The organism is Sphingopyxis sp. MG (assembly GCF_002953155.1).
In the GTDB taxonomy this organism is placed as follows: Bacteria; Pseudomonadota; Alphaproteobacteria; order Sphingomonadales; family Sphingomonadaceae; genus Sphingopyxis; species Sphingopyxis granuli.
The window spans coordinates 2115907-2137189 of record NZ_CP026381.1; the positions used below are offsets into that span (position 1 = coordinate 2115907).

The 21283-nt window shown below is 67.3% G+C and carries 19 protein-coding genes and 1 tRNA gene; 14 read left to right on the forward strand and 6 right to left on the reverse strand.

The window, feature by feature from the left end; all coding sequences use genetic code 11:
- Positions 1–30 precede the first annotated feature (30 nt).
- The 11 genes from C3E99_RS19720 to C3E99_RS09910 all read left to right on the forward strand — a co-directional run bounded on the left by C3E99_RS19720 (position 31) and on the right by C3E99_RS09910 (position 6397).
- Positions 31–198, forward strand: coding sequence for a hypothetical protein (locus C3E99_RS19720; RefSeq protein WP_156483013.1), 168 nt, complete (start codon positions 31–33; stop codon positions 196–198).
- A gap of 197 nt (positions 199–395) precedes the next feature.
- Complete coding sequence (locus tag C3E99_RS09875) at positions 396–1637, forward strand: NAD(P)/FAD-dependent oxidoreductase (protein ID WP_076074819.1); 1242 nt, start codon at positions 396–398, stop codon at positions 1635–1637.
- A gap of 422 nt (positions 1638–2059) precedes the next feature.
- Positions 2060–2815: a Crp/Fnr family transcriptional regulator gene (locus tag C3E99_RS09885; protein ID WP_067107893.1), complete on the forward strand. Its 756-nt coding sequence runs from the start codon at positions 2060–2062 to the stop codon at positions 2813–2815.
- Between the two features lie 36 nt (positions 2816–2851).
- Positions 2852–3133, forward strand: a complete 282-nt coding sequence (locus tag C3E99_RS09890; protein WP_067107890.1) for a DUF6894 family protein — start codon at positions 2852–2854, stop codon at positions 3131–3133.
- Between the two features lie 483 nt (positions 3134–3616).
- Positions 3617–3883: a hypothetical protein gene (locus C3E99_RS19725; RefSeq protein WP_158682232.1), complete on the forward strand. Its 267-nt coding sequence runs from the start codon at positions 3617–3619 to the stop codon at positions 3881–3883.
- A gap of 317 nt (positions 3884–4200) precedes the next feature.
- The gene (locus C3E99_RS09900; protein WP_076074816.1) at positions 4201–4887 is read left to right on the forward strand and encodes an MgtC/SapB family protein; all 687 of its coding nucleotides are present in this window, start codon (positions 4201–4203) and stop codon (positions 4885–4887) included.
- A gap of 78 nt (positions 4888–4965) precedes the next feature.
- Positions 4966–5364, forward strand: coding sequence for a PRC-barrel domain containing protein (locus C3E99_RS09905; protein WP_158682234.1), 399 nt, complete (start codon positions 4966–4968; stop codon positions 5362–5364).
- Between the two features lie 32 nt (positions 5365–5396).
- Positions 5397–5549, forward strand: coding sequence for a hypothetical protein (locus C3E99_RS19730; RefSeq protein WP_158682236.1), 153 nt, complete (start codon positions 5397–5399; stop codon positions 5547–5549).
- A 57-nt stretch (positions 5550–5606) separates the two neighbouring features.
- On the forward strand, positions 5607–6104 hold the full coding sequence (locus C3E99_RS19735; protein ID WP_158682238.1) for a hypothetical protein: 498 nt from the start codon (positions 5607–5609) through the stop codon (positions 6102–6104).
- Positions 6101–6244: a hypothetical protein gene (locus C3E99_RS19740; RefSeq protein ID WP_156483012.1), complete on the forward strand. Its 144-nt coding sequence runs from the start codon at positions 6101–6103 to the stop codon at positions 6242–6244. The genes C3E99_RS19735 and C3E99_RS19740 overlap by 4 nt, the downstream gene beginning before the upstream one ends.
- Positions 6245–6321: 77 nt before the next feature.
- Positions 6322–6397 (forward strand) — tRNA-Lys (locus tag C3E99_RS09910).
- A 78-nt stretch (positions 6398–6475) separates the two neighbouring features.
- Here the strand turns inward: C3E99_RS09910 and C3E99_RS09915 are convergent.
- Together C3E99_RS09915 and C3E99_RS09920 are read right to left on the reverse strand one after the other, a co-directional pair.
- The gene (locus tag C3E99_RS09915; protein ID WP_076075989.1) at positions 6476–8086 is read right to left on the reverse strand and encodes an FMN-binding glutamate synthase family protein; all 1611 of its coding nucleotides are present in this window, start codon (positions 8084–8086) and stop codon (positions 6476–6478) included.
- A 103-nt stretch (positions 8087–8189) separates the two neighbouring features.
- Entirely contained in the window at positions 8190–8789 is a 600-nt protein-coding gene (locus C3E99_RS09920; RefSeq protein WP_158682240.1) for a hypothetical protein, read from the reverse strand.
- Positions 8790–9172: 383 nt separating this feature from the next.
- On the opposite strand from C3E99_RS09920, the gene C3E99_RS09925 reads away from it, so the two are divergent.
- A complete protein-coding gene (locus C3E99_RS09925) occupies positions 9173–11578 on the forward strand; it encodes a serine/threonine-protein kinase (RefSeq protein WP_158682242.1) in 2406 nt (801 codons plus the stop codon).
- A gap of 31 nt (positions 11579–11609) precedes the next feature.
- Here the strand turns inward: C3E99_RS09925 and C3E99_RS09930 are convergent, their stop codons facing one another.
- Positions 11610–12170, reverse strand: a complete 561-nt coding sequence (locus tag C3E99_RS09930; protein WP_076075996.1) for an ECF-type sigma factor — start codon at positions 12168–12170, stop codon at positions 11610–11612.
- 237 nt (positions 12171–12407) lie between these two features.
- Between C3E99_RS09930 and C3E99_RS09935 the strand changes: the two genes are divergently transcribed.
- Positions 12408–13361: an efflux RND transporter periplasmic adaptor subunit gene (locus C3E99_RS09935; protein ID WP_104959748.1), complete on the forward strand. Its 954-nt coding sequence runs from the start codon at positions 12408–12410 to the stop codon at positions 13359–13361.
- Positions 13362–13401: 40 nt separating this feature from the next.
- On the forward strand, positions 13402–14856 hold the full coding sequence (locus C3E99_RS09940; protein ID WP_083675113.1) for a TolC family outer membrane protein: 1455 nt from the start codon (positions 13402–13404) through the stop codon (positions 14854–14856).
- Positions 14857–15098: 242 nt separating this feature from the next.
- Here C3E99_RS09940 and C3E99_RS09945 read toward each other — a convergent pair whose 3' ends face one another.
- From C3E99_RS09945 to C3E99_RS09955, 3 genes are all read right to left on the reverse strand, one after another.
- Complete coding sequence (locus C3E99_RS09945) at positions 15099–17120, reverse strand: preprotein translocase subunit SecA (RefSeq protein ID WP_104959749.1); 2022 nt, start codon at positions 17118–17120, stop codon at positions 15099–15101.
- Positions 17113–19266, reverse strand: coding sequence for a site-2 protease family protein (locus tag C3E99_RS09950; protein WP_076076007.1), 2154 nt, complete (start codon positions 19264–19266; stop codon positions 17113–17115). The genes C3E99_RS09945 and C3E99_RS09950 overlap by 8 nt, the downstream gene beginning before the upstream one ends.
- 148 nt (positions 19267–19414) lie before the next feature.
- A complete protein-coding gene (locus C3E99_RS09955; RefSeq protein ID WP_234002436.1) occupies positions 19415–21268 on the reverse strand; it encodes an HlyD family efflux transporter periplasmic adaptor subunit in 1854 nt (617 codons plus the stop codon).
- Between the last annotated feature and the right edge of the window lie 15 nt (positions 21269–21283).

The following is a 21283-nucleotide window of genomic DNA, read 5'->3' on the forward strand; positions in this document are numbered from 1 at the left end:
CCGGGCAGATCATCATCAGGAGAGGCCATCATGGCGCAGAATAATCAACAGGGCGGCAACCAGCCGAATCCGAACCCCGGCCAGGACCGTCAGCAGGAACAGCAGGATCCGGCCCGCCGCCAGCAGGGCGACGATCGCGACGCCGATAAGAGCGGCAATCAGGGCGGCCGCGACGACGAGAATCGTCAGAACCGCTGATCCCTGGCACAACAACAGGCGGGCGCGCTGGTCGCGCTCTCCGGGCCGGGTCGTCGCTCCCGCGCGACCCGGCTTTTGCCGTGACGGGTCGGCCCGACCATGCTTCTGCTGCCCTCACTGTGCTCAAGACGGCGATCCAATCGAGGCGGCAATCGAGGACGAGACGATTGCCGATAGAGAACCGACACGAGACCATCATGAAAAGCGATGACGGCAGGTCGGCAAGCGAGGAGCGCGACCTCAGGACGGGGCGCACCATCTGGCAGGAGCACCGCCGCCCCCCGGTTCCCACCCTTCCCCTCCCGTCCCGCTCGCGCTGTGACGTCGCGGTGATCGGTGCGGGTATATCGGGCGCGCTGATTGCCGAGGCCCTGACCGAGGCGGGGCTCGACGTGATGATCCTCGACCGGCGCGGCATCGCGGAGGGATCGACCCCGGCTTCCACCGCGCTACTCCAATATGAACTCGACACGCCGCTCTCGCAGATGGCGGAGCGCATCGGCTGGGGGCGGGCGATGCGCATCTGGCGGCGCTCCTACCTGGCCGTCGAGGCCCTTCGCGCGCGCACCGAGCGGCTCGGACTCAAGGTCGGTGCTGCAACGCGCCCCTCGCTCTATCTCGACGGCGACCGCCTCGATCCTGCGCAGCTGGCGGCCGAGGCCGACGCAAGGCGCAGGGCCGGATTCGAGGTCGAACTCATCGGACCCGCCGAGACCGAGCGGCGCTACGGGATCAAGCGGCGCCATGCGATCGTCGGCTTCGGCAACTACTGCGCCGACCCGCGCGCGATGGCAGCAGCCTATCTGGGGGTCGCCGCGAAGCGCGGTGCACGGATCCATCCGCATAGCGAGATCGTGCGCGTCGACGCGGCGCAAAAGGGCGTGACGCTCGAGAGTGATCGGGGCGCACATGTGCAGGCTCGGCATGCCGTCTTTGCGACCGGATATGAGATGATGAAGGGCGTACCGAGGCTCGGCAACCATATCATGTCGACCTGGGTAATCGCGACGCGACCACAACCCGAAGCCCTCTGGCGGGACGGTGCGATGATCTGGGAGGCGTCCGATCCCTATCTCTATATCCGGACAACGCCGGAGGGCGCGGTGATCTGCGGCGGGGAGGATGAGGAAATCGCGAGCGCCGGCGAACGCGACGCCAGGCTTGCGGCCAAGACGAAAATCCTGACGCGCAAGCTCGCGGCCTTGCTTCCCGCGATCGATCCCGCGCCCGCCTTCGCCTGGGCAGGCAGCTTCGGCAATAGCCCGCTCGGGACACCGACCGTCGGGCGCGTGCCGCGGATGCCGAACTGCTATTCGGCGATGGGATATGGCGGCAATGGCATCACCTTCTCGATGATGGCCGCTCAGATATTGCGCTCGGAAATTTGCGGTGCGCGCGATCCCGACAGCGACCTTTTCGGATTCCGTCGGATATTCTGAACGGGCGGCGCGCAGGCACGCAGCAACGACAGGCGATAAGAACAGGGACATGACATCACAGGCAAGGACATCGGGGTCCGGAAAGCTGCTTGGCGTCGGCGTGCTCGGCGCGCTCGTCTGGTTCACGCGCCGCGGCCAGAAGCAGACCGCCAAGGACGACGGCCATTCAGCCGCGTCTCGTGTCCTCGTGCATCAGAGCCCCTCGCCCATTCATGCTGCGCGGTTGGGATAATATTGAGGGAGGTCGGTTTCGACTTAACCCATGTTGCTTCGCCCTTCCGCATACGCGGCCATAGCGTGTCGGCATGGTCCGCCATGCTGCGGGCCGGAACCGCATCGGCCCTGCCGATGTTCTTATGGCATGCACGATCGGAAATTCTGGAACGGGTTCGAAACGCCTTATGCCCTCATCGGTACGCTGGATGGGTGACGATCCCTTCAAGTCCAAGGAGGACCGGCTCGGTATCTTCATTCGCAAACTGCTCAGCCATAGCCGGCTGTCGACCGACGACCAGCAGGCGATAGCTTCCCTGCCCTTCAGTTTGCGACGGCTCGAGCCTAACGAATATATCTTGCGCGAAGGCGACCTCGCGAAGGTTTGCCCCGTGCTTCTCAGCGGCTTTGCGTATCGCCAGAAGACCTCGGCCGATGGCGGACGCCAGATCGTCGCGCTCAAGATTCCGGGCGATGCGCTCGACTTCCAGTCCCTCTACGTCGATATCGCCGACCACAACCTCCAGGCCCTTACCCCCGTCGAGCTTGCGGTCTTCGCCCAGAAGGATTTTGAAGCGCTCGTCGCGCCAAGGCCCAATATCGCGCGCGCCATCATCGTCGACATTCTGATCGAAGGCTCGATCAGCCGCGAGTGGCTGCTCAATATCGGCCGCCGCAACGCCCTCGGGCGCCTCGCTCACCTGCTGTGCGAGCTTTATTATCGCGTGCAGCAGATCGCGCTCGAAGAAGTTGGCGCCTTTGAATTTCCGCTGACCCAGGAGCAACTCGCCGACCTGCTCGGCCTGACGCCCGTTCACATCAACCGCACGATCAAGATTCTGGAGAAGGAAGGCGCGGTCAAACGCGTGTCGCGCCGCCTCACGATCGGCGATGTCGACACGTTGCGACGAATAGCCGATTTTTCTGATGTTTACCTGCATCGAACGTTGGATTCGCTCGTTTAGCAACCGGGGCGGCAAGACATCAGGAGAGAGCCTGCGATGCCCCGATATTATTTTCATGTTTGCGACGGCACGCAGGAGATCGACGAGCAGGGTCATGAGCTTGCCGATGACCTGGCCGCCCGGCGAGAGGCGGTTCACTATTGCTGCGGATTGCTCGGCGACGACCCCGACCTGCTCCTCGCTGACGAGAATTTGCGCATCAACGTCACTGCCGAAGACGGCCACCTCCGCTTCGCAATCGTCCTCAACGCGATCAGCGTCGATTGGCAACCGGGCACACGCGCCGAAAACCAACGCCTCACCGATACGCAGCGTTGAGCTCGGTGACGGCATTCAGTCTCCCCCTATGACGCCGCGCTGGCCCTCGATCCTTTGGGTCGTCCGGTATGGGCAAAGCGCGGGCAATGTCGCGCGCGATGCCGCCGACGCCGCGGGAGACCTCCGCATCGCGCTCGACCACCGCGATGTCGATGTCCCGCTCTCGCGCCTCGGAGAGGAACAATCGCGCGCGCTCGGCGAATGGTTTGCCGAAGGCCAGGAAGGATGCGCGGCGTCTGACCCCGCGAGAAAGGCCCCGCCTTCCGGCGGAGCCTTTCCGGGTCCAGAGGCATATCGCTATGCGCTGGAAGCCCCCCTCGAACGCTCCCGGGTCGCCAGGAACGCATGAAGAGCAGCGGTGATAAGCGCATCGCGCGTCTCGCGACACAACCTGGATCAAGTCGGAAGAACGGAACCGGCAACGACGCATGAAAGCCATCATTGTTCCCTTCGCAGGCGCCGACCTGATCTAGGTTAGGACGAATGCAAATTCTCTCGTGCGACTCCCTGTCGACACGCAACTCGCCACGGCAACGCCAGTTGTCCTCATGCCCCCTGCAAGAGGAGATCATCATGAGCATCAAAGGTAAAGCCAAGGAAGCCGCCGGCTATGTGAAGGAAGAAGCCTACGAAAATGGCGATTCCCCCGAAAGCCAGCGCAAGGCGCAGGAAGGCCGCGACCTTCGCAACGAAGGCCGGATCGAGGATGGCAAGCCGCCCAAAACCGGCAAGCCCGGCACCGAAAACTGAACCTTTCCCCTCGCAGCCGACCTCGACGCTGCGTCCTCGGCCCGCTTCGGCGGGCCGTTTTCTTGGCCATCGCCATCATGCGACCGTCGTGCAGCCGAACAGGCCGCGCCATCTTTCCCTCCGAACGCAAAGTTTCTGACGCGTCATGCAACCTTTCGCATTCTCACCGGTTTCTTTTCTGCAAGTCCCGATCTCCGGATCGGACTTCAGGAAAGCCCCGCCGCTTCGTGCAGTGGGGCTTTACCTTTTGGGCCGGGCACCACGATGCGTTATACTCGTGCCAAGGAACCTAAGTTCGCCCCGAGCGGTAACCGAACATGGACCTTTTTGACCCCGACCTGATCTGGCCGATTGCCGGCGCCACGCTGGCCGGCGCGATAATCGGCGCCGAACGCGAGTATCGAGCCAGCCCTGCGGGTCTCCGCACGCACATCCTCGTTTCGCTCTCGTGCTGCCTGCTGATGCTGTCCGCCGTGCATCAGATGGCGTGGCTCAACGATGCTCCTTCCGATGTCATCCGCATCGACCCGGTCCGCATGGCGCATGGCATCTTGACCGGCATCGGCTTCCTGTGCGGCGGCGTCATCTTCCGCGAAGGCTTCAATGTGCGCGGGCTGACGACGGCCGCCTCGCTCTGGACCACGGCAACGCTCGGCATGTTGTTCGGGATAGGGTTCTACCAGCTCGCGATTTTCGGCGGCGCCGCCACGCTCGCCGTGCTGGCGGCGGTTTCGGTCACCGAACGTTACGCGCCTCAGCGACGGATCGCGCACATCAGGGCCATATATCGTCACGGCAGCGCCATGACGCTGGGCGGCTTTGGCGACCTGCTCGCGGCGAAGCACCTCAAGTCGATCACGATCGACCAGGCGCTCGACGGCGATCAGCACAGCTTCACCGCGATCGCGGGCGGATACACCGAAAGCCGCGCGGAGGAGCTTGCGACAGACTGGTCGGCCGACGCCGATATCATCGGGTTCGAAATCCGCCCGCAACAGGCCTGACAGGGAAACGGCGAAGCCTGCAACCCTCTTCGCGGGGAGACGTTCAACTTGTTCGCAAGCAAAGGAATGATGATGCGCATGATTCTCACCCTCGCCGCCCCGGCTATCCTCCTCGCCGCCTGCTCCGACAGGAATGAAGCAGCCGAAGACAAGCTTGAGCGCTCCGCCGAGACAAGCGCCACCGTCGCGGGTCCCGTACCCGCAGCCCTCGGCCTCAGCGAAGCACAGCTGCTCGATGCCGATATCATCGGTGCCGACGGCAAGGAACTTGGCGACGTCGCTAAGGTCGAACGCGGAGCCGATAACAAGGTCGACCGCCTGCTCGTCGAACTCGATGGCGCGGGGCCGGATCGCTATGTCCATGTCCCGATCACCGGCCTCAAGGTCGTCGTTCGCGGAGACGACACCGATCTTCAGACGTCGATGACCAAGGCCGACCTTGCAAACCTGCCCGAGGTCAAGCTGCCCCCCGCGTGATCGACACGTCGCGATCAAACCTGGGATTAGCCATGGCGCCAGGATCGCGGCGGCGCGCCGCCATCGCGGACAAGTTCGCGGCGCTGCCGCGCTGGACGCGCATGACGCTCGCCTTGCTGGCCGGACTGTCGGCGGCGCTCGTCCTGTTGCTCGGGGCGTCCTCTCCTCGGATCTTCTCGACCTGACAGCAAAAGGCACGATGGCGGCACCGCTCGACACGAGCGCGATGACAATGACCATGCGTGCGCGGGGAACAAGCTTCAAGCAACTCGATCATATCGCCGAGGCGGGGCTCTTCGGTCGGCCGCTCGGCGATCCGCGCCAAGGCGACCGTCCTCAAGCGCGACGGCCGAACGAAAATCGATGCGACCATCGACGCGCCACAGCTCGACTTCGACGACCTCGCCGACGACGCAGGTCTCGCTGCCGCTCGTGCAAAGGAAGCCCGGATCGGTCCGCGCATCCTCCCCGACACGCGGATCAATCTCGAAAAGATGGGGCTAACCGACGGTACGATCCGCGTCTCGATCGCAAGCCTGCTGGTCAAGGGCGGTTCGGTCTTCAAGAGCCTGAGCGGCACACTCAAGCTCGATCACCGTGTCCTTCGCCTCCCTTATTGCCGCTCAGCAAGCCGTAGTGCATGCATCAGCCGTTGGACAAGTCCGGCTACTCATCAAAGCCGGACCGCCGCAGGAAACATCACGAATTGTGATGTTGCCAGGAGAAGAAGGTTAGCGTGATGCGCTTCAGCCAAGATCATGTTGCCGGCGTCTCGCGCCTCGTCGAACAAGAACCCGAAGTCTTGTCGAAAGCAGCCGTGTTTCGCCGCAGCTTGGCTTCGGCCGAAAAAATATCGGCGAAGGCCATTGCCATGTGCTGAGCACCATGATAGCGGGCCGCTCTCTTCGCAGCACAAGGCTCCAGAGCCACTGATGAAGAACGCCGCAAACCGGCAGTGGACGCATAGCTCAGTTGGTAGAGCAGCTGACTCTTAATCAGCGGGTCCTAGGTTCGAGCCCTAGTGCGTCCACCACTTCCTTCGACGATCTGCGCCGCAGAACCGCTCATGAATATGACCTCGCATATTCCGCGACGTGGAACGCGTGCGGCCTCAAATGGCGACTTCGAAACTGTCGGCCCGCGCCAGCTTCCAGGCGTTGCCGTAGAAATCGCGTTCGCAGGCGCCGTCCAGCAATTCGCCTTCCTCAAGGAAGATATGGAGTTGGGAGAAGAGCCGGATCTCGGTCAGGCTGACCCGGCGGACGAGATGGTGCGGGGTGATTTCGCCCGGATGAGCTAGTCCGGCCGTCGCGATCATCTCGGACAGCGCGAGAAGCGTGTTGCGGTGGTAATGATAGACGCGCTGCGCCTTGTCAGGCACGACGAGCGCGCGCTGGCGAACCGGGTCCTGCGTCGCGACGCCCGCCGGGCAGCGGTTGGTATGGCAGGAGAGCGACTGGATGCACCCGATCGCGAACATGAAACCGCGGCCCGCGTTGGTCCAGTCCGCCCCCAGCGCGATCGCGACCGCGATGTCGAAGGCGCTGACGATCTTGCCGGCCGCGCCAACCCGGATCCGGCTGCGCAGACCTGCCCCCACCAGCGTGTTGTGCACGAAGAGCAGGCTTTCGCGCAGCGGCATGCCGAGGTGGTCGGCGAATTCCTGCGGCGCCGCTCCGGTCCCGCCTTCGGCGCCGTCGACGACGATGTAATCGGGCAATATCCCGGTTTCGAGCATCGCCTTGACGATGCCCATGAATTCCCAGGGCTGGCCGACGCACAGCTTGAAGCCGACCGGCTTGCCGCCCGAAAGACGGCGCAGGTCGGCGATGAACTGCACAAGCTCGATCGGTGTCGAGAAGGCCTGGTGCCGCGCCGGCGAAATGCAGTCGCGGCCCATCGGGATGCCCCGCGTCGCCGCGATCTCCGCGCTCACCTTTTCGGCGGGCAGGATGCCGCCCTTCCCCGGCTTGGCGCCCTGGCTGATCTTCAGTTCGATCATCCGGACCTGCGGATCGGCCGCCCGTTCCGCAAAGCGGGCGGGGTCGAAGCGGCCGTCTTCGGTGCGACATCCGAAATAGCCGCTGCCGATTTCCCAGATCAGGTCGCCGCCATGCTCGCGATGATAGGGACTGATCGAACCCTCTCCGGTATCGTGCGCGAACCCGCCCAGCTTCGCCCCCTTGTTGAGCGCGCGGATGGCATTGGCGCTCAGCGCCCCGAAACTCATCGCGGAGATGTTGAAGATCGATGCCTGATAGGGTTGCCGGCACGCGTCGCCGCCGATCGCGACCCGGAACGTCGCCGGGTCCGACGGAGGCACGGGGCGGGTCGAATGCGCGATGAATTCATAGCCGTTCTGATAGACGTCGACCAACGTTCCGAACGGACGATCGCTGATCTGGTTCTTCGCACGCGCGTAGACCAGAGACCGCTGGATACGCGAGAAGGGCGCGCGTTCGTGGTCGCCCTCGATCAGATATTGCCGGATCGCCGGCCGGATCTCCTCGAAGAACCAGCGCAGCCTGCCGACGATCGGGTAATTCCGCTTGACCGCATGCCGTGCCTGGAAAATGTCGAACAAGCCGACGAGCGACAGGGCGACGCTCGCCGGAAAGACGAACAGCGCCCATGGCGTCGGAAGGAACAGCCCCGACACCAGCGCGGCGAGGACGCTGAGGAACAGCGGAGCAAAGCGTTTGGGAAACAAGTCGGTCTCCATTCGATCGGGCGACATGGCAAGGGGAGGAAGGTCGCGATGGCGCGCGACCGAAGGGGCGGTCATCCGGACCGGCGGCGCATCCGCGTCGTCGCGGGCATGGGGATCATGTGGCCCGCCGTCTGCCGCGCGGAACGAAACGAGGCGTCACGTCGCGTTCGTGAAGCAGGCTGACCATCGCGAGCATCACCCGGCGCGCCGATGCGCTCGCACCGATGCGCGGATCGCACCAGAGGCTGGAATAAAGCGCGGCATGGCGACGCAAGGCGCGATCGAGATCGCCCTCCCGGCCCGCCAGGCGGCGTTCGAGGTTCGCCACCGCGTGCGACGCGCGTTCGATCGGCAGGCCGTTCGCGTCGATGGCGCGCCAGACGGCGCGGCGCTGTGCCTCCTGCGCTGCGGGCGAAGCGTCGACACGGAAATGTCGGTCGAGCACGGCCTCCATCGGCTCGCCCGGCGTTCGCCGATCGGACAGGCGCAAGGCCAGCGCGAGCATCTGGTCGTCGGCTAACGGCGAATGTTCGAGCCGCTCGATCGCGCTGTATCCATCGTCCGCAACCGCCCGCATCCGGGACGCTTCCACAGCGGAAGCCAATATTTGCTCCGCCCGCTGCGCGGCTTCGTACAGCAGGCGCGAGAACAGCGCTTGCTGTTCCGCAGGTTCATCCACATCGATCTCCAAAGCGCTGAGCGGCGAGCGGCCCACGGGCGCGAACCATGCCGCATGTCTCGAAAACCCCCGGGCCCGCCGCGATGCGGGTCCGGGGCGGCTAGCCTTCGAGCAGCCGACCGGCGTGATGCGCCGAGCGCCTCAGGGACAGGGAGACATGCATGGCGCGCAACATGGCCTTCTTTGCGGAAAATTCAACAGGCCGCGATGCTTCCTCCGTATCGCGGCACGTCCGGCCACCCGCATCGACCGCACCGCGATCCCATTTCGCGCCGAATTTCGCTTTACAGGGCAGAGGGTGCCCGCCCGCTCTTGGCAGCGGGCCGCGAATGATGAACCATAAGCGGTCGCAAGGGGGATGTGATGGGGGAAGCTCGGTTGGGGAAAACGGCGACCGGCCCGATACGCGGCGGGCGGTCATGACCGACGTCAAGCTGGAGCGCGAGGCGCTGAAGCTGTTCGAGCGGATGCTCGACATCGAGGAAGCGGAACGCGACGCGTGGATCGAAGTGCAGACCGAGAACCGGCCCGAACTGGCGAGCCGGCTGAGGGCGATCCGCCGCGCCGCGGACAATGCGATGCTCCAGACCGGAGCGGCAACCGACGCGCTGGAGGACGAGGAAATTCCCGAGCGCATCGGCGCCTATCGCATCGTCGCGCGCATCGGGCGCGGCGGCATGGGTTCGGTTTATCGCGGCGAGCGCGCGGCGGGCGATTTCGTCCACGAAACGGCGATCAAGATCATCAAGCCGGGGCTGCTTTCCGAGAATCTGGTCGAACGCTTCGAACGCGAGCGCCAGACGCTGGCGCGGCTGCGCCACCCCAATATCGCCCAGCTCTATGACGGCGGCGCGACCGAGAACGGGTCGCCCTATATCGTCATGGAATATGTCGACGGCCTGCCGCTGTTGCAGTGGATCGACGAACATCGGGCGAGCCCGGCCGAGCGGCGGCGGCTGTTCCGCGACATCTGCGCCGCGGTCGGCGTCGCGCACCAGAATCTGATCGTCCACCGCGACCTGACGCCCTCGAATGTGCTCGTCACCCACGACGGAACGGTCAAGCTGATCGATTTCGGCATCGCGCGGCCCGCCGACGCGCTGGCGGGACCCGGCCCGGTCGCGACCACCGGCCGGTCGTCGCTCGACAGCCTGAGCCTGACGCCGGGCTATGCCGCGCCGGAGCGCATGACGGGCGCCGAGGTCACCACCGCCGCCGACATCTTCTCGCTCGGCCGGCTGCTGGCCCGGATGATGCCCGAAGGCGACGACCCCGAATTGCGCGCCCCTGAATTACGCGCCATCGTCGCGCGCGCGACGGCGGAGGAACCGGGGCGGCGCTACCCCACGGCGGAGGCGCTGCGCGCCGACGTCGAGGCCTGGGACGCGAACCTGCCCGTCGCGGCGATGGGCGGCGGGCGGGCCTATGTCCTGCGCAAGTTCGTTCAGCGCCACCGCTTCGGCGTGTTCGCCGCCACCGCCGCCGCGCTGCTGATCGCGGGCGCCTTTGCCGCGACGGGATATGCCTATTCGGTCGCGGATCGCGCACGCGCGGCCGAAGCGACGCGCTTCGGCCAGCTTCGCGACCTCGCGCGCTACATGCTCTTCGATCTCAACGACCGGCTCGAACGCGTCGTCGGCAACACCGAAGCACGCGTCGACCTGGCGCAGAGGGCACAGACCTATCTGTCCGCGCTGGCCGCATCACCGGGCATCGCGGACGACCTGCGGCTGGAGGCGGCCGAGGGTTTCATCAAGCTCGCGCGCATCCAGGGCGTTCCCGGCGAGCCCAATTTCGGCGAGAAGGAACAGGCGCGGACCAATCTGGCCGCGGCGGAAAGGCTGCTGCGCGCCGTTCGCGATCCGGGCGCGCCAACCGCCAATGTCCTGGCGCGACTGTACGCCCATCGCGCGGTGATCGAGGCGCACGGCTTTCTCGACGACAAGGCCGCCGACAGGGCGATCGCCGAAGCGGCCCGCGCCCTCGACCGGACGCCCGCGGCGAAACGCGACCTCGGCTGGTTCGAGGCGCGCAGCACCGTCCGCAAGGCACAGATCGAACTCGCCGACCTCGCCGACAGGATGGACCGCGTCGGCGCGCTCGCACAGGATCTGGAAAAGGAGGTCGGCGAATGGCCCGCCGACGCGCAGACCTCGCGCGCGGCCGAACTCGACCGCGCCTATGCCGACTATTACCGCGCCTATGCGCTGTCGTTCGACGACAAGACGATGGAACGGAGCCTGCCGCTGTTCCACGCCGCCGAACAAAGGTTCCGCGATCTCGAGCGCGCGCTGCCGAACGATCCCATCGTCCTCTACATGATCGCTTGGACCGGCTATAACGGCTTTCCGGTCGCCTCGCGCCTCGGCAAGAAGGAAGAGGCCGCCCATTTCAACGAACTGGCGCAGACGACGATCGATCGGCTGATGGCGATCGAGACCCGCGACAATGGCCTGATCACCATGTCGACCGGCATCCGCGAGGCGCAGGCGCAGTGGTTGCGCGACAGGGGCCGCTTCGCCGAAGCCATCGCCACCCAGCGCGAGGTGATCGCCGGACACCGGAAGCTGCTGGCGGTGAAGCGGTCGGCGAACACACTGAGCGCGCACGGCTTTTCGCATATCATCCTCGGGATCATCGGGCGCGATGCCGGCGACCGGGCGCTGGCGTGCGATTCATGGCGGCAGGCCGAGCGCGACTTCGCGGACCTTCAGAAACGCGGCACGCTGCTCGGCTTCTATGCCGAGTTCCTGCCGGGGCTGCGCGCGAATCTGGCGAAGTGCGCGGCGGGGCGGCCCGCGTCCGATTTCGGCCCGCTCCGCTGACCCGGCATTGTCGCCCCGCGGGACGGCACGGTCAGTCGGGGTCGATCGGATTGGCGAGCGCGTCGGCCAGCCAGGCCCGCGCCACCTGCCATCGCCGCTTCACAGTCGGTTCCGACACGCCCATCACCTCGGCGATATCGGCCGTCGTCATGCCGCCGAAATAGCGCATCTCGACGATCTCCATCAGTTCCTCGTCCAGCATCCGCAAACGCATCAGCGCCGCGTCGAGCGCACCGAGGTCGATGCGGCGTGGGCCGTCCTCGATCTGCGTCGACAATTCCACCTTGCGATGGCTGCGCTTCGACGAGGACCGCAGGCGCGCGTGATCGATCAGGATATGGCGCATCATCCGCGACGCGAGCGCGATGAAATGCGACTTGTCGGCCAGCGAGATGCGCTCCATCTGCACGAGCCGCAGCACCGCGTCGTTGATCAGGTCGCCGGTCGAAAGCGACGAATTCTGTTCGCGCCGCAACCGTGCGGCCGCGATCTGCTCCAGTTCGGGATAGAGTTTCCCGATCAGTTGATCGCGTCCATCGGCGACGCCATCGCGCCAGTTCCGCAGCAGCAATCTGGTCTGTGAACTTTCCACGAGCCGAATCCCCTCAACGCTCTGCGACCCGACCTTTCGGTCAGGGTAATATTGCAATGCATCATCGCGCAACCCCCTGCTTTTGCCGCGAATCCCGTTTTCGGGCGTCCGGCGGAAATTCGTCCGCCGCCGTGATCCGAATTCCACCGGTTCGCCGCTAACCAAGACGAGGGCGAACGGGCCGCATGGCGGATGCCGACGCGGAAATGCCGGGACTATTGGGGGGACCGTGGGCGCGTGACCGATCGAAAGCGCATATTCGTCGCCAGCGCCGCTGTCCTGGCCGTGGCGGGTGGCCTGTATCTGGCGCTGGCGGACAGCAGCGCCGACAGTCGCCCGGCGGCTCAGCCTGCCATCCAGCCCGCGACCCCCGCCATCCAGCCGCTCGCAGCCTCGCCGCCGGCCGACACGGTGGCGCCGCCCGGCCTCGACGCCTCCCGCCCCAACGACTGCCTGATCGAACCGAGCCGCGTCGTGCGGGTCAACAGCGGTGTCGAGGGCGTGATCGAGGCGATCTACGTCGACCGTGGCGACAATGTCGGCAAGGGACAGGTCGTCGCCCGCCTCCGCGCCGACGTCGACCGCGCGAGCGCCGCCGCCGCGGAGGCCCGCGCCGCCAATGCGCATGCGGTGCGCGCCGCCGACGCCCGCGCCGTCTACCTCGCTTCGGTCAGCCGCCGCAGCGACGAGATCCGCACCCACCTCGCCCGCGACAAGGTGGAGGAGGCGAAGGCCAACGCCGATGCTGCGGCGGAGGAACGCCGCGCCGCGGCGCAGGACCAGCGCGTCGCCCAGCTCGAATATGTCCGCACCCAGCGCATCCTGACCGAAAAGACCGTTCGCAGCCCGGTCAATGGCGTCGTCGTCGAGCGCGCGATGGCGCCGGGCGAATATCGCGGACCGAGCACGTCGCACATCCTGACCATCGCCCAGATCAACCCGCTCAACGTCGAGGTGTTCGCCCCGATCGCGCAGCTCGGCGCGGTGCACGTCGGCGACATGGTGACGGTGTTCCCCGAGGACCCGGTGGGCGGGTCCTATCAGGCGCAGGTCAAGGTGATCGACCGCGTGTTCGACGCGGCCAGCGGCACCTTCGGGATGCGGCTGGAGCTTCCCAATCCGGGCAACAAGCTACCCGCCGGGCTTCGTTGCCGGCTTGAAATCGGCGGAAAGGCGTCACCGCGCACATGACGGCGCGGGGGCAAGCCAGCGAGAACAGGAGATTCGAGCGATGATGCGAAAAATGGCACTGCTGGGGGGCGCCGCGATGCTGCTCGCTTCGGGGGTCGCGCAGGCCGAAACGCTGCACCAGGCGCTGGAGGCCGCCTATCGTTCGAACCCGACGCTGACCGCGCAGCGCGCGCAGGTGCGCGCGGGCGACGAGAATGTCCCGATCGCGCGTGCCGCGGGCCGGCCGACGCTCGAAGCCTCTGCGGTCTATCAGGAAAATGTCCTGAAGGGCGATCAGACCGGCAACCTCTTCACCTCCGACCCCGATCGCCAGCTCGTCGGACAGCTCAACATGAACGTCCCGCTGATCAGCTTCGGCGCCGTCCGCAATTCGGTGCGGTCGGCCGAAGCCCGCAGCGACGCCAGCCGCCACGGCCTGCGCAGCACCGAATCGGACCTCTTCACCCGCGTCGTCGCGGCCTATATGGACGTCATCCGCGACGAAGCGACGGTGCGCCTCAACCAGCGCAACAGGTCGGTGATCGACTATACGCTGGCCCAGACGCGCGACCGCTTCGACGTCGGCGACGCCGGACCGACCGATGTCGCGCAGGCGGAAGCGCGCGTCGCGCTCGCCATCAGCCAGCTCGAAACCGCCGAAGCGCGGCTGATCGCGAGCCGGGAGAATTATATCCGCCTCGTCGGCAACCCGCCGGGCGACCTCGCCCCGCCCCCGCCGCTGCCGCAATTCCCGGCGACATCGGAGGAAGCGGTGCGCGTCGCGCTCGACAACAACGCCGCGCTGCTCGCGGCGCAGGCCGAAAACCGCGCCGCAAGGCACGATATCGATGTCGCCGATGCCGAGAATCTGCCGCGCGTCAGCGCGATCGGCGGGCTCAACCGCTATGATTATCTGGGGTCGCTGGCGCCGAACACCGGACCGCGCAACCGCGATCAGGGAACGACCGGCTATGTCGGCGTACAGTTGAAGATGCCGCTCTATCAGGGCGGCCGCGTCGCAGCGCAGGCGCGGCAGGCGCGGCAGAAATACGGCGTGACGGTCGAGCAGATCGCCGCCGCCGAGCGCGATGCGGTGGCGGAAACGCGCTCCGCCTTCGCCAACTGGCGATCGACCAGCCGGGTCATCGACGCGGCGCGCAGCGGCGCGCGCGCCAGCGAGCGGGCTTTGGTCGGAATCCGCGCCGAAGTGAAGAACGGCCTGCGTCCCCTGCTCGACCAGCTCAACGCCGATCAGGAACTGCTGAATGCCGAGGTCACGCTGGTGACGGCCGAGCGCGATGCCTATGTCGCCGGCTTTGCCCTGCTCGCCGCGATGGGCCGGGCCGAGGCGCGCCACCTCGATTTCGAAACGTCGCTGCTCTACGATCCGATGGTCCATTACGACGATGTGCGCGATCGCGTCTCGCTGTTCGAGGCCGATTCGCCGATTCCGCAGCCGGTCGCGACCGGAACGGCTGCGACGCCGGCGCAGGACGCCGTCATCAAGACGCCCTGACGCCGGCGGGAAGGCTTCCGATTGCCAGAGCGCCGCCACCGGCCCGATCGGCGATCATCCCGTTTCGACAACGAGCTGTTCCCCGGCGAAAGCCGGGGTCCAGATGGCACAGTGCTGCCCGCGTGGACCCCGGCTTTCGCCGGGGAACAACCCCTTACCTGCCTGAAGACATATGTGCCGACCCGATCCAGGGTCGGCGCAAACGCGGAAGAAAGCCTGATGCGATCTTCAGGGCCCGCCCCCTACGCCGTGCCGCTGAACGCCATGGTCTTTTGCAGACGTTCCTCGGACAATTCGGTCTGGCGGCGCGACGCGGCATGACGCCGCTCGGCCGCGCCCTGCGCCCAGCGGCGCAGCAGGTTCGCGGGACGCCCCTCTATCGGCCAGACCTTTGCCGACGCTTTCAGCGCCCGTGCGGCGCGCGGGGCGAACAGCGCGTAAAGCTCGTCGTCGATGGCGGTGATCGCCTGCGTGCTGCCGGGATCGCCCTGCCGCCCGGCGCGCCCTTCGAGCTGGCGGTCGATGCGCGGGGTTTCGTGAAAGGCGGTCAGGATGACGTGCAGCCCGCCCGCCGCATGCGCTTCCTTCGACAATTCGATATCGGTGCCGCGTCCGGCCATGTTGGTCGCGACCGTCACCGCGCCGATCCGGCCCGCCGCCGCGACGATCTCCGCCTCTTCGGCGTCCTGCCGCGCGTTGAGGATGCGGCAGGCGATGCCGATGCGGTCGAGCGCGGCGGCAACCGCCTCGGAATCCCCGACCGAGCGCGTCCCGACGAGGATCGGCCGCTGCCCTTCCTCCTCGCGCACCGTGCGCACCGCCTCTGCCACCGCCGCCCATTTCGAGGCGGCGTCGGCATGGAGCCGGTGCCCGCGATCGCGGCGCAGATTGGGGCGGTTGCGCGGCACGACCGTGACCTTCAGTCCATAGTCGGCCCACAGTTCGGGCGCGGTTTCCTTCACCGTCCCGCTCATCCCCGACAGGCGCAGATAGCGGCGGAAGAAACGCTGATAGGTGATGCGCGCCATCGTGTTGCGCGTGCCCGACAGCTCGACCTCCTCCTTCGCCTCGATCAACTGGTGCAGCCCGCCCTCCCACGACCGGTCGGCCATCACGCGGCCGGTCGATTCATCGACGATCTGCACCTTGTCCTCGGCGACGATATAGTCGCGGTCGCGTTGATAGAGGCGCAGTGCCGCGATTGCCTGCGACGCGATCTGCTCGCGCGCCTGCCGAATCCGCCAGCGCGTCTGCGGCAGCCCTTCCGACAGCTCGGCGACGACGCGATGTCCGCGCTCGGTCAGTTCGACCGCGCGGTCGGCCTCGCGGATGCGGTAATGGCGTCCCTCCTCCAGTTGGCGCACCAGTTCGAGCGCGGCCAGATACAGGCCGTCGTCGTTCGCCGGCATCTCGGCCGACAGGATCAGCGGCGTGCGCGCCTCGTCGATGAAGATCGAATCGGCCTCGTCGACCACGGCGAAATAGAGGCCGCGCATGATCAGCGGTTCGCGGGCGCGGTCGCCGAACAGGTCGCGCATCACCCGCCGCGCCGCGCCGCGCTTTGGCCCCAGCGCGGTCTGGTCGCGCAGATAGTCGAAGGTGATTTCCTTGTTGGTGCCATAGACGACGTCGGCGCGATAGGCGGCGCGGCGCTCGGGCGTCTCCTGCCCGTGGATCACCACCCCCAGGCTGAGCCCGAAGCGTTCGTAGACGGGGCGCAGCTTGGCGGCGTCGCGCTCCGCGAGATAGTCGTTCACCGTGAACACATGCACCGGCATGCCCGCCATCGCCCCGGTGATGGCCGGAAGCAGCGCGGTGATCGTCTTGCCCTCCCCCGTCGCCATTTCGGCGAGGCCGCCCTCGACCATCACCAGACCGCCCATCAACTGCACGGGAAAATGCCGCATCCCCAGCATCCGCCCCGTCACCTCGCGGATCAGCGCAAAGCATTGATCGATCAACGCCGGGTCGGAAAGCCCATGACGCATCAGCCTGACGCGCAGCGCGGCGCAGCGCGCGTCGAGGTCCGCGTCATCCAGCGGGCGGAGCGCCTCCGCCGCCTCCGCGATCGCCTCCGCCCGCGCGAGCATGGCGGGCCGCTCGCCCGCCAGCGCGCGGCCGACGAACAGGTCGACGGGGCGATCCCATTTCCACGACGGCGCGGGGCCGCGCTCGGGATAGGGCGCGATGACCGGGCGCGCGTCGCTGCGCACCTCGCGCCACAGGTCGCGGGCGCGCTCGCGGAGGACGGACAGCTCAGGCATTGAACCGCGACAACAGCAACTGGCGCAGCCGCCGCGCCACCTGCCAGCCGATCGGCTCCCAGCCGAGCTGGAAGCGGACATGGACGCGCGTCCCGAACGGCACCTGCCGCAGTTCGGGCGGCAGGCCGATGTCGAACAGGAAGACGCGGCCCAGCGCCTTGCGCCCGTTCGGATCGGTCGGGTCGGTGGGAATGGTGCCGCCCTTGCCCAGCGCCAGCGCCTCGCTCGGCAGGTCGCGCGTGCCGCCGGGCACCTCGCGCACCACACGCCCTTCGTGCGTCGCGCCGGGCAGCGCGGCGATGCGGTAGCGGACGCGGACGAGTTCGCGGCGGACGAGGTCGATGTCGTCCTGAGTCACCGCGACGCGCACCACCTCCGCCTGTCCGGGGGTGACATAGCCGATCAGTTCGCCCTGGCGGACATGCCGCCCCGGCAGGTCCGACGCGGGCGCCAGCGCGGTGACGAACCGCCCCTCCGCCCCCGCGAGCAGGCGAAGCTCGCCATAGCGCTCGCGCTGGATCGCCAGCTTCTGTTCGGCCTCGTCGATCGCGAACTGACCGATCTGACGCTTGACGCGGTCGCCGCCCAGTTCGGCATCGGCCGCCGCCTGCAACTCGCGCCGCCGCCAGTCGAGCCGCGCGACGTCGGTCTCCAGCGTCGGCTGGCTGGTCTCGATCAGCAACTGTCCGGTGCGGACTTGGCTCCCCTCCCCCACGGCGACGCGGGTGATGAAGCCGCCGGTCGCGGCGCGCACATGCGCCTGGTCGGGCAGCCACACCACCCCCTGCGCGTTGACGTGGTGCGGCGCCGGAATGACGAACAGGATCAGCAGCGCCGCCGCCACCGCGCCGCCCGTCAGCCGCATCGCGAAGCCCCGGTTGCGATGGAGCTGCGGGCTACTGACGACATGCGCCCCCATCTTCCACAGCGGCAGGCCGACCCCGGTCCACAGCGTCCACAGCGCGATCAGGACGCCGATCAGGAAAAAACGCGACGCAACGATCAGCGCGATGCCGAACAGCATCACCATGCGCGCGACGAAGGCCGCCGGGGCGTAGACGAGGAACCAGCGTTTCTCGCCCGGCGTCGCGTCGAACGGCGGCATGTCGTGGGTGCGAAAGACATGCCGGTTGACCAGATCGCCCCAATAGCGATTGGCGCGCGAGCCGAGGTTGGGGATTTCGAGCAGGTCGGCGAGGATATAATAGCCGTCGAAGCGCAGCAGCGGATTGCCGTTGACCAACACGGTCGAGATGCCGGCGATCAGCATGACGTTATAGGCGAAACTGCGCGCGAGCCCGGGCTCCAGCACAACCCACAGCAGCGCGGCAATCCCGGCGACGAACAGTTCGGACACCATCCCGGCAGCACCGACCAGCGCCCGCTGCCACTTGTTCGGCAAGGCGCTCGCCGCCGACGCGTCGACATAGGGGACCGGAAAGAGCACGAGCAGCATCACGCCCATCTCGCGCACCTCGCGTCCCCATGCCTTGGCGGCGAAGCCGTGGCCGAGTTCGTGGATCGTCTTCACCAGCGGATAGCAGACCGCCATGATCAGCAGATTGTCGGTCGACAGCACCCGGTCGATGATATTGGTCGTCAGTTCCTGCCAGTGGGTGCCGACGACCAGCAGCGCCGCGCCGACCACCGCGAGCCACAGCGCCAGCCCGGCCCAGCCGAACAGCGGCCGCACCCACGGCATCGCGCGGGTCAGGAAGGCATCGGGATCGACCAGCGGAATCCGCAGCGACATCGGGCTTTTCAGATTCTGCATCAGCAGTTGCCGCCGCTGCTTCCTCTGCCGCTTGATGAGCTCGCCGGTATCGGGAAGCATGTCGGTGGACAGCAGGTCGGACCCGTGCAATTGGCCGAGCGCCGTGATGACGTCGTCCTGCGTCGGCGCGTCCTCGCCCAGTTCCTCGACCAGCCGCTCCCACAACTGCTCGACCGTCCGTTCGCCGTCGAGCCGCCCGACGAAGCGCCACGCGCCCTTCGTCAGCCGGTGCGCCTTGCCGGCGGCGCCGTCGTCGAGCACATATTGCACCGTGCCGCGATAGCGATGGCGCCGGACGCGCACATGCGTCTTGAGCCGGGGCCTCAGCCGGGCGACCTGGAACCAGGAGGCGCTTTCAAAGGGATTGGCCATCGCGCGCCCAATCCGACAGCCTATCTCGAGGCAGATCCAGAAACCCGTTCGTGTCGAGCGAAGTCGAGACACCCATCAGCGTGGCGCCGGGCCGATGGGTGTCTCGACTTCGCTCGACACGAACGGATTCAACGAAATACTTCATGCTCTAGGGCAGCCACTTCCAGAAGAACAGCCGCAACCATTCGCGCAGGCCGCGCGTCCAGATCCAGGCGTTGCTGCGCCGGTCGATCTTCACCTTGGCGACGCCTTCCATGCCCGGGCGCAGCACCGCGCGGCGGTCGCCCGCCAGTTCCGCCTCGACGCGGAATACATTCTCGCCATCGACATTGGCCGTGACCGACGTGATCCGCCTGACGGTGAAGGGCACCGTCTCGCCCGCGAGTCCCGTGGGCGCGAAGCGGCCCTGCTGCCCGGGGCGCAGATAATTCACATCCTCCTCCGCGACGTTCAGTACGACACGGAAGCTGCCGAGCGGTGCGACCTCGAACAGCACGTCGCCCTCCTCGACCGGCGTCCCCACCTTCTGGCTGAGGTCGCCCGACACCAGCACGCCCGACAGCGGCGCGACGATGCGCGTGCGCGCGAGCTTGTATTCGATCAGGCGCAGGCTCGCCTCCGCCTGGCGAAGCTGCGCGCCGGCCAGGCTCATGTCGGCGCGCTCGTGCTTGGCCAGCGCCTCGCGATAGCGGCGGTCGAGCTGCTGCACCTCGCCGAGCGCGCGGGCGCGGTCGACGATCAGGTCGCGGTCGTCGAGCGTCGCAAGCACCTGTCCCGCACGCACGACGTCCCCGGCGCGCGCCTGCGACCGCGCGATGAAGCCCGAGAAGGGCGCCGAGGCCGCGCGCTGCACCTGGCCTTCGAGTTCGGCGTCGGCGCGCACCTGAAACTGGGCGAACGGAATGAACAGGATCAGCAGCAACAGCAGTGCGCCGATCCCCAGCGCCTTCGCCAGCGGACGGCGCGGGCCGAACAGCGCGCGCGCGCCGTCCATGCCGTGCCGCCGGACGCGGCCGCCGATCCATCTTTCCTCGCGCCGCCGCAGCGCGATCCCCGGCGCCACCAGCGCCGCGATCGTTTCGGCGAGCAGCAGGTCGCGAGCATCGAACGGATCGGCATCGACCGCGCGCTCGATCGTCAGCACCCCGACCGGCAGTCCGCGGTCGGTCATCGGCACGCTGGCGACCGCGCCCTTGCCCGCCAGCGCGAGCAGGCGGTCCTGCTGCAACAGGATCGGATCGCCTTCGCGCACCAGCGGGACCGACAGCAGCATGTCCTGGTCCATCGCCTCGTCCATCGCGGCTTCCAGCGCCTCGGCGACGTCCGACCGTTTGCGGAACCACGCACCGTGCGACATGGCGGACAGCTTGACGCGGTCGCCCTGCACCAGCCCCAGCGACACCCGGTCGGCGTCGAGGGCGATCGTCGCCGCATTGCACAGCGCCAGTTCCGCCTCGGCCAGCGTGTCATGCTCCTGCATCGCCGCAAGTACGTCCATCGCCGCGGTCGCCGCCTCCGTGCGCCCTTCGTCGCCGGCGGAGCAGTGCTGCCAGACCAGCGAGTGAATCCAGCCGACGCCCCAGTGGAGTTCGCGCAGCAGCAACTGCATCTGCGGCGAGGTCAGCCCGGTCACGGCGAGCAGCACCGCGCCCATCATCCGCCCGTCGGCGGCGATCGGATAGCCGATGCCCATCGTGTCGGGATCGTCCGCATCGCCTTCGACCACCACCTGCCCGTTCGCGAGCGTCGCCTCGGCGACCTTGCGCAGATGGGGGTGCTCCTGCGGGCCGGCGGGCCATCCCGCCGCGGGGGCGAAGGCGCCGCCGGTGCCCTCGAGCAGGATCAGTCCGGCGCTGACCCCGCGCGTGCGGGCGCATTGCAAGTCGAGCCAGGCCTGGCAGAAGGACCCCGCGTCGCGCGCCGACGCCAGCGATGCCCACAGCCGGGCCTCGTCCGCCCCCTGCGACCGCGACGCGGTCCCGATGTCGGCCGCCACGCTCACCCGGTCATCCGCGCA

Bases quoted from the DNA above. Each gene is read 5' to 3' on its own strand.
- C3E99_RS09890 (WP_067107890.1), top strand. From the start codon at position 2,852: ATGCCCCGATATTATTTTCATGTTTGCGACGGCACGCAGGAGATCGAC.
- C3E99_RS09945 (WP_104959749.1), bottom strand. From the start codon at position 17,120: ATGCCTGAGCTGTCCGTCCTCCGCGAGCGCGCCCGCGACCTGTGGCGC.
- C3E99_RS09925 (WP_158682242.1), top strand. From the start codon at position 9,173: ATGACCGACGTCAAGCTGGAGCGCGAGGCGCTGAAGCTGTTCGAGCGG.
- C3E99_RS09885 (WP_067107893.1), top strand. From the start codon at position 2,060: ATGGGTGACGATCCCTTCAAGTCCAAGGAGGACCGGCTCGGTATCTTC.
- C3E99_RS19730 (WP_158682236.1), top strand. From the start codon at position 5,397: ATGGCGCCAGGATCGCGGCGGCGCGCCGCCATCGCGGACAAGTTCGCG.
- C3E99_RS19720 (WP_156483013.1), top strand. From the start codon at position 31: ATGGCGCAGAATAATCAACAGGGCGGCAACCAGCCGAATCCGAACCCC.
- C3E99_RS09900 (WP_076074816.1), top strand. From the start codon at position 4,201: ATGGACCTTTTTGACCCCGACCTGATCTGGCCGATTGCCGGCGCCACG.
- C3E99_RS09905 (WP_158682234.1), top strand. From the start codon at position 4,966: ATGATTCTCACCCTCGCCGCCCCGGCTATCCTCCTCGCCGCCTGCTCC.
- C3E99_RS09940 (WP_083675113.1), top strand. From the start codon at position 13,402: ATGATGCGAAAAATGGCACTGCTGGGGGGCGCCGCGATGCTGCTCGCT.
- C3E99_RS09915 (WP_076075989.1), bottom strand. From the start codon at position 8,086: ATGGAGACCGACTTGTTTCCCAAACGCTTTGCTCCGCTGTTCCTCAGC.
- C3E99_RS09950 (WP_076076007.1), bottom strand. From the start codon at position 19,266: ATGGCCAATCCCTTTGAAAGCGCCTCCTGGTTCCAGGTCGCCCGGCTG.
- C3E99_RS19725 (WP_158682232.1), top strand. From the start codon at position 3,617: ATGCAAATTCTCTCGTGCGACTCCCTGTCGACACGCAACTCGCCACGG.
- C3E99_RS09875 (WP_076074819.1), top strand. From the start codon at position 396: ATGAAAAGCGATGACGGCAGGTCGGCAAGCGAGGAGCGCGACCTCAGG.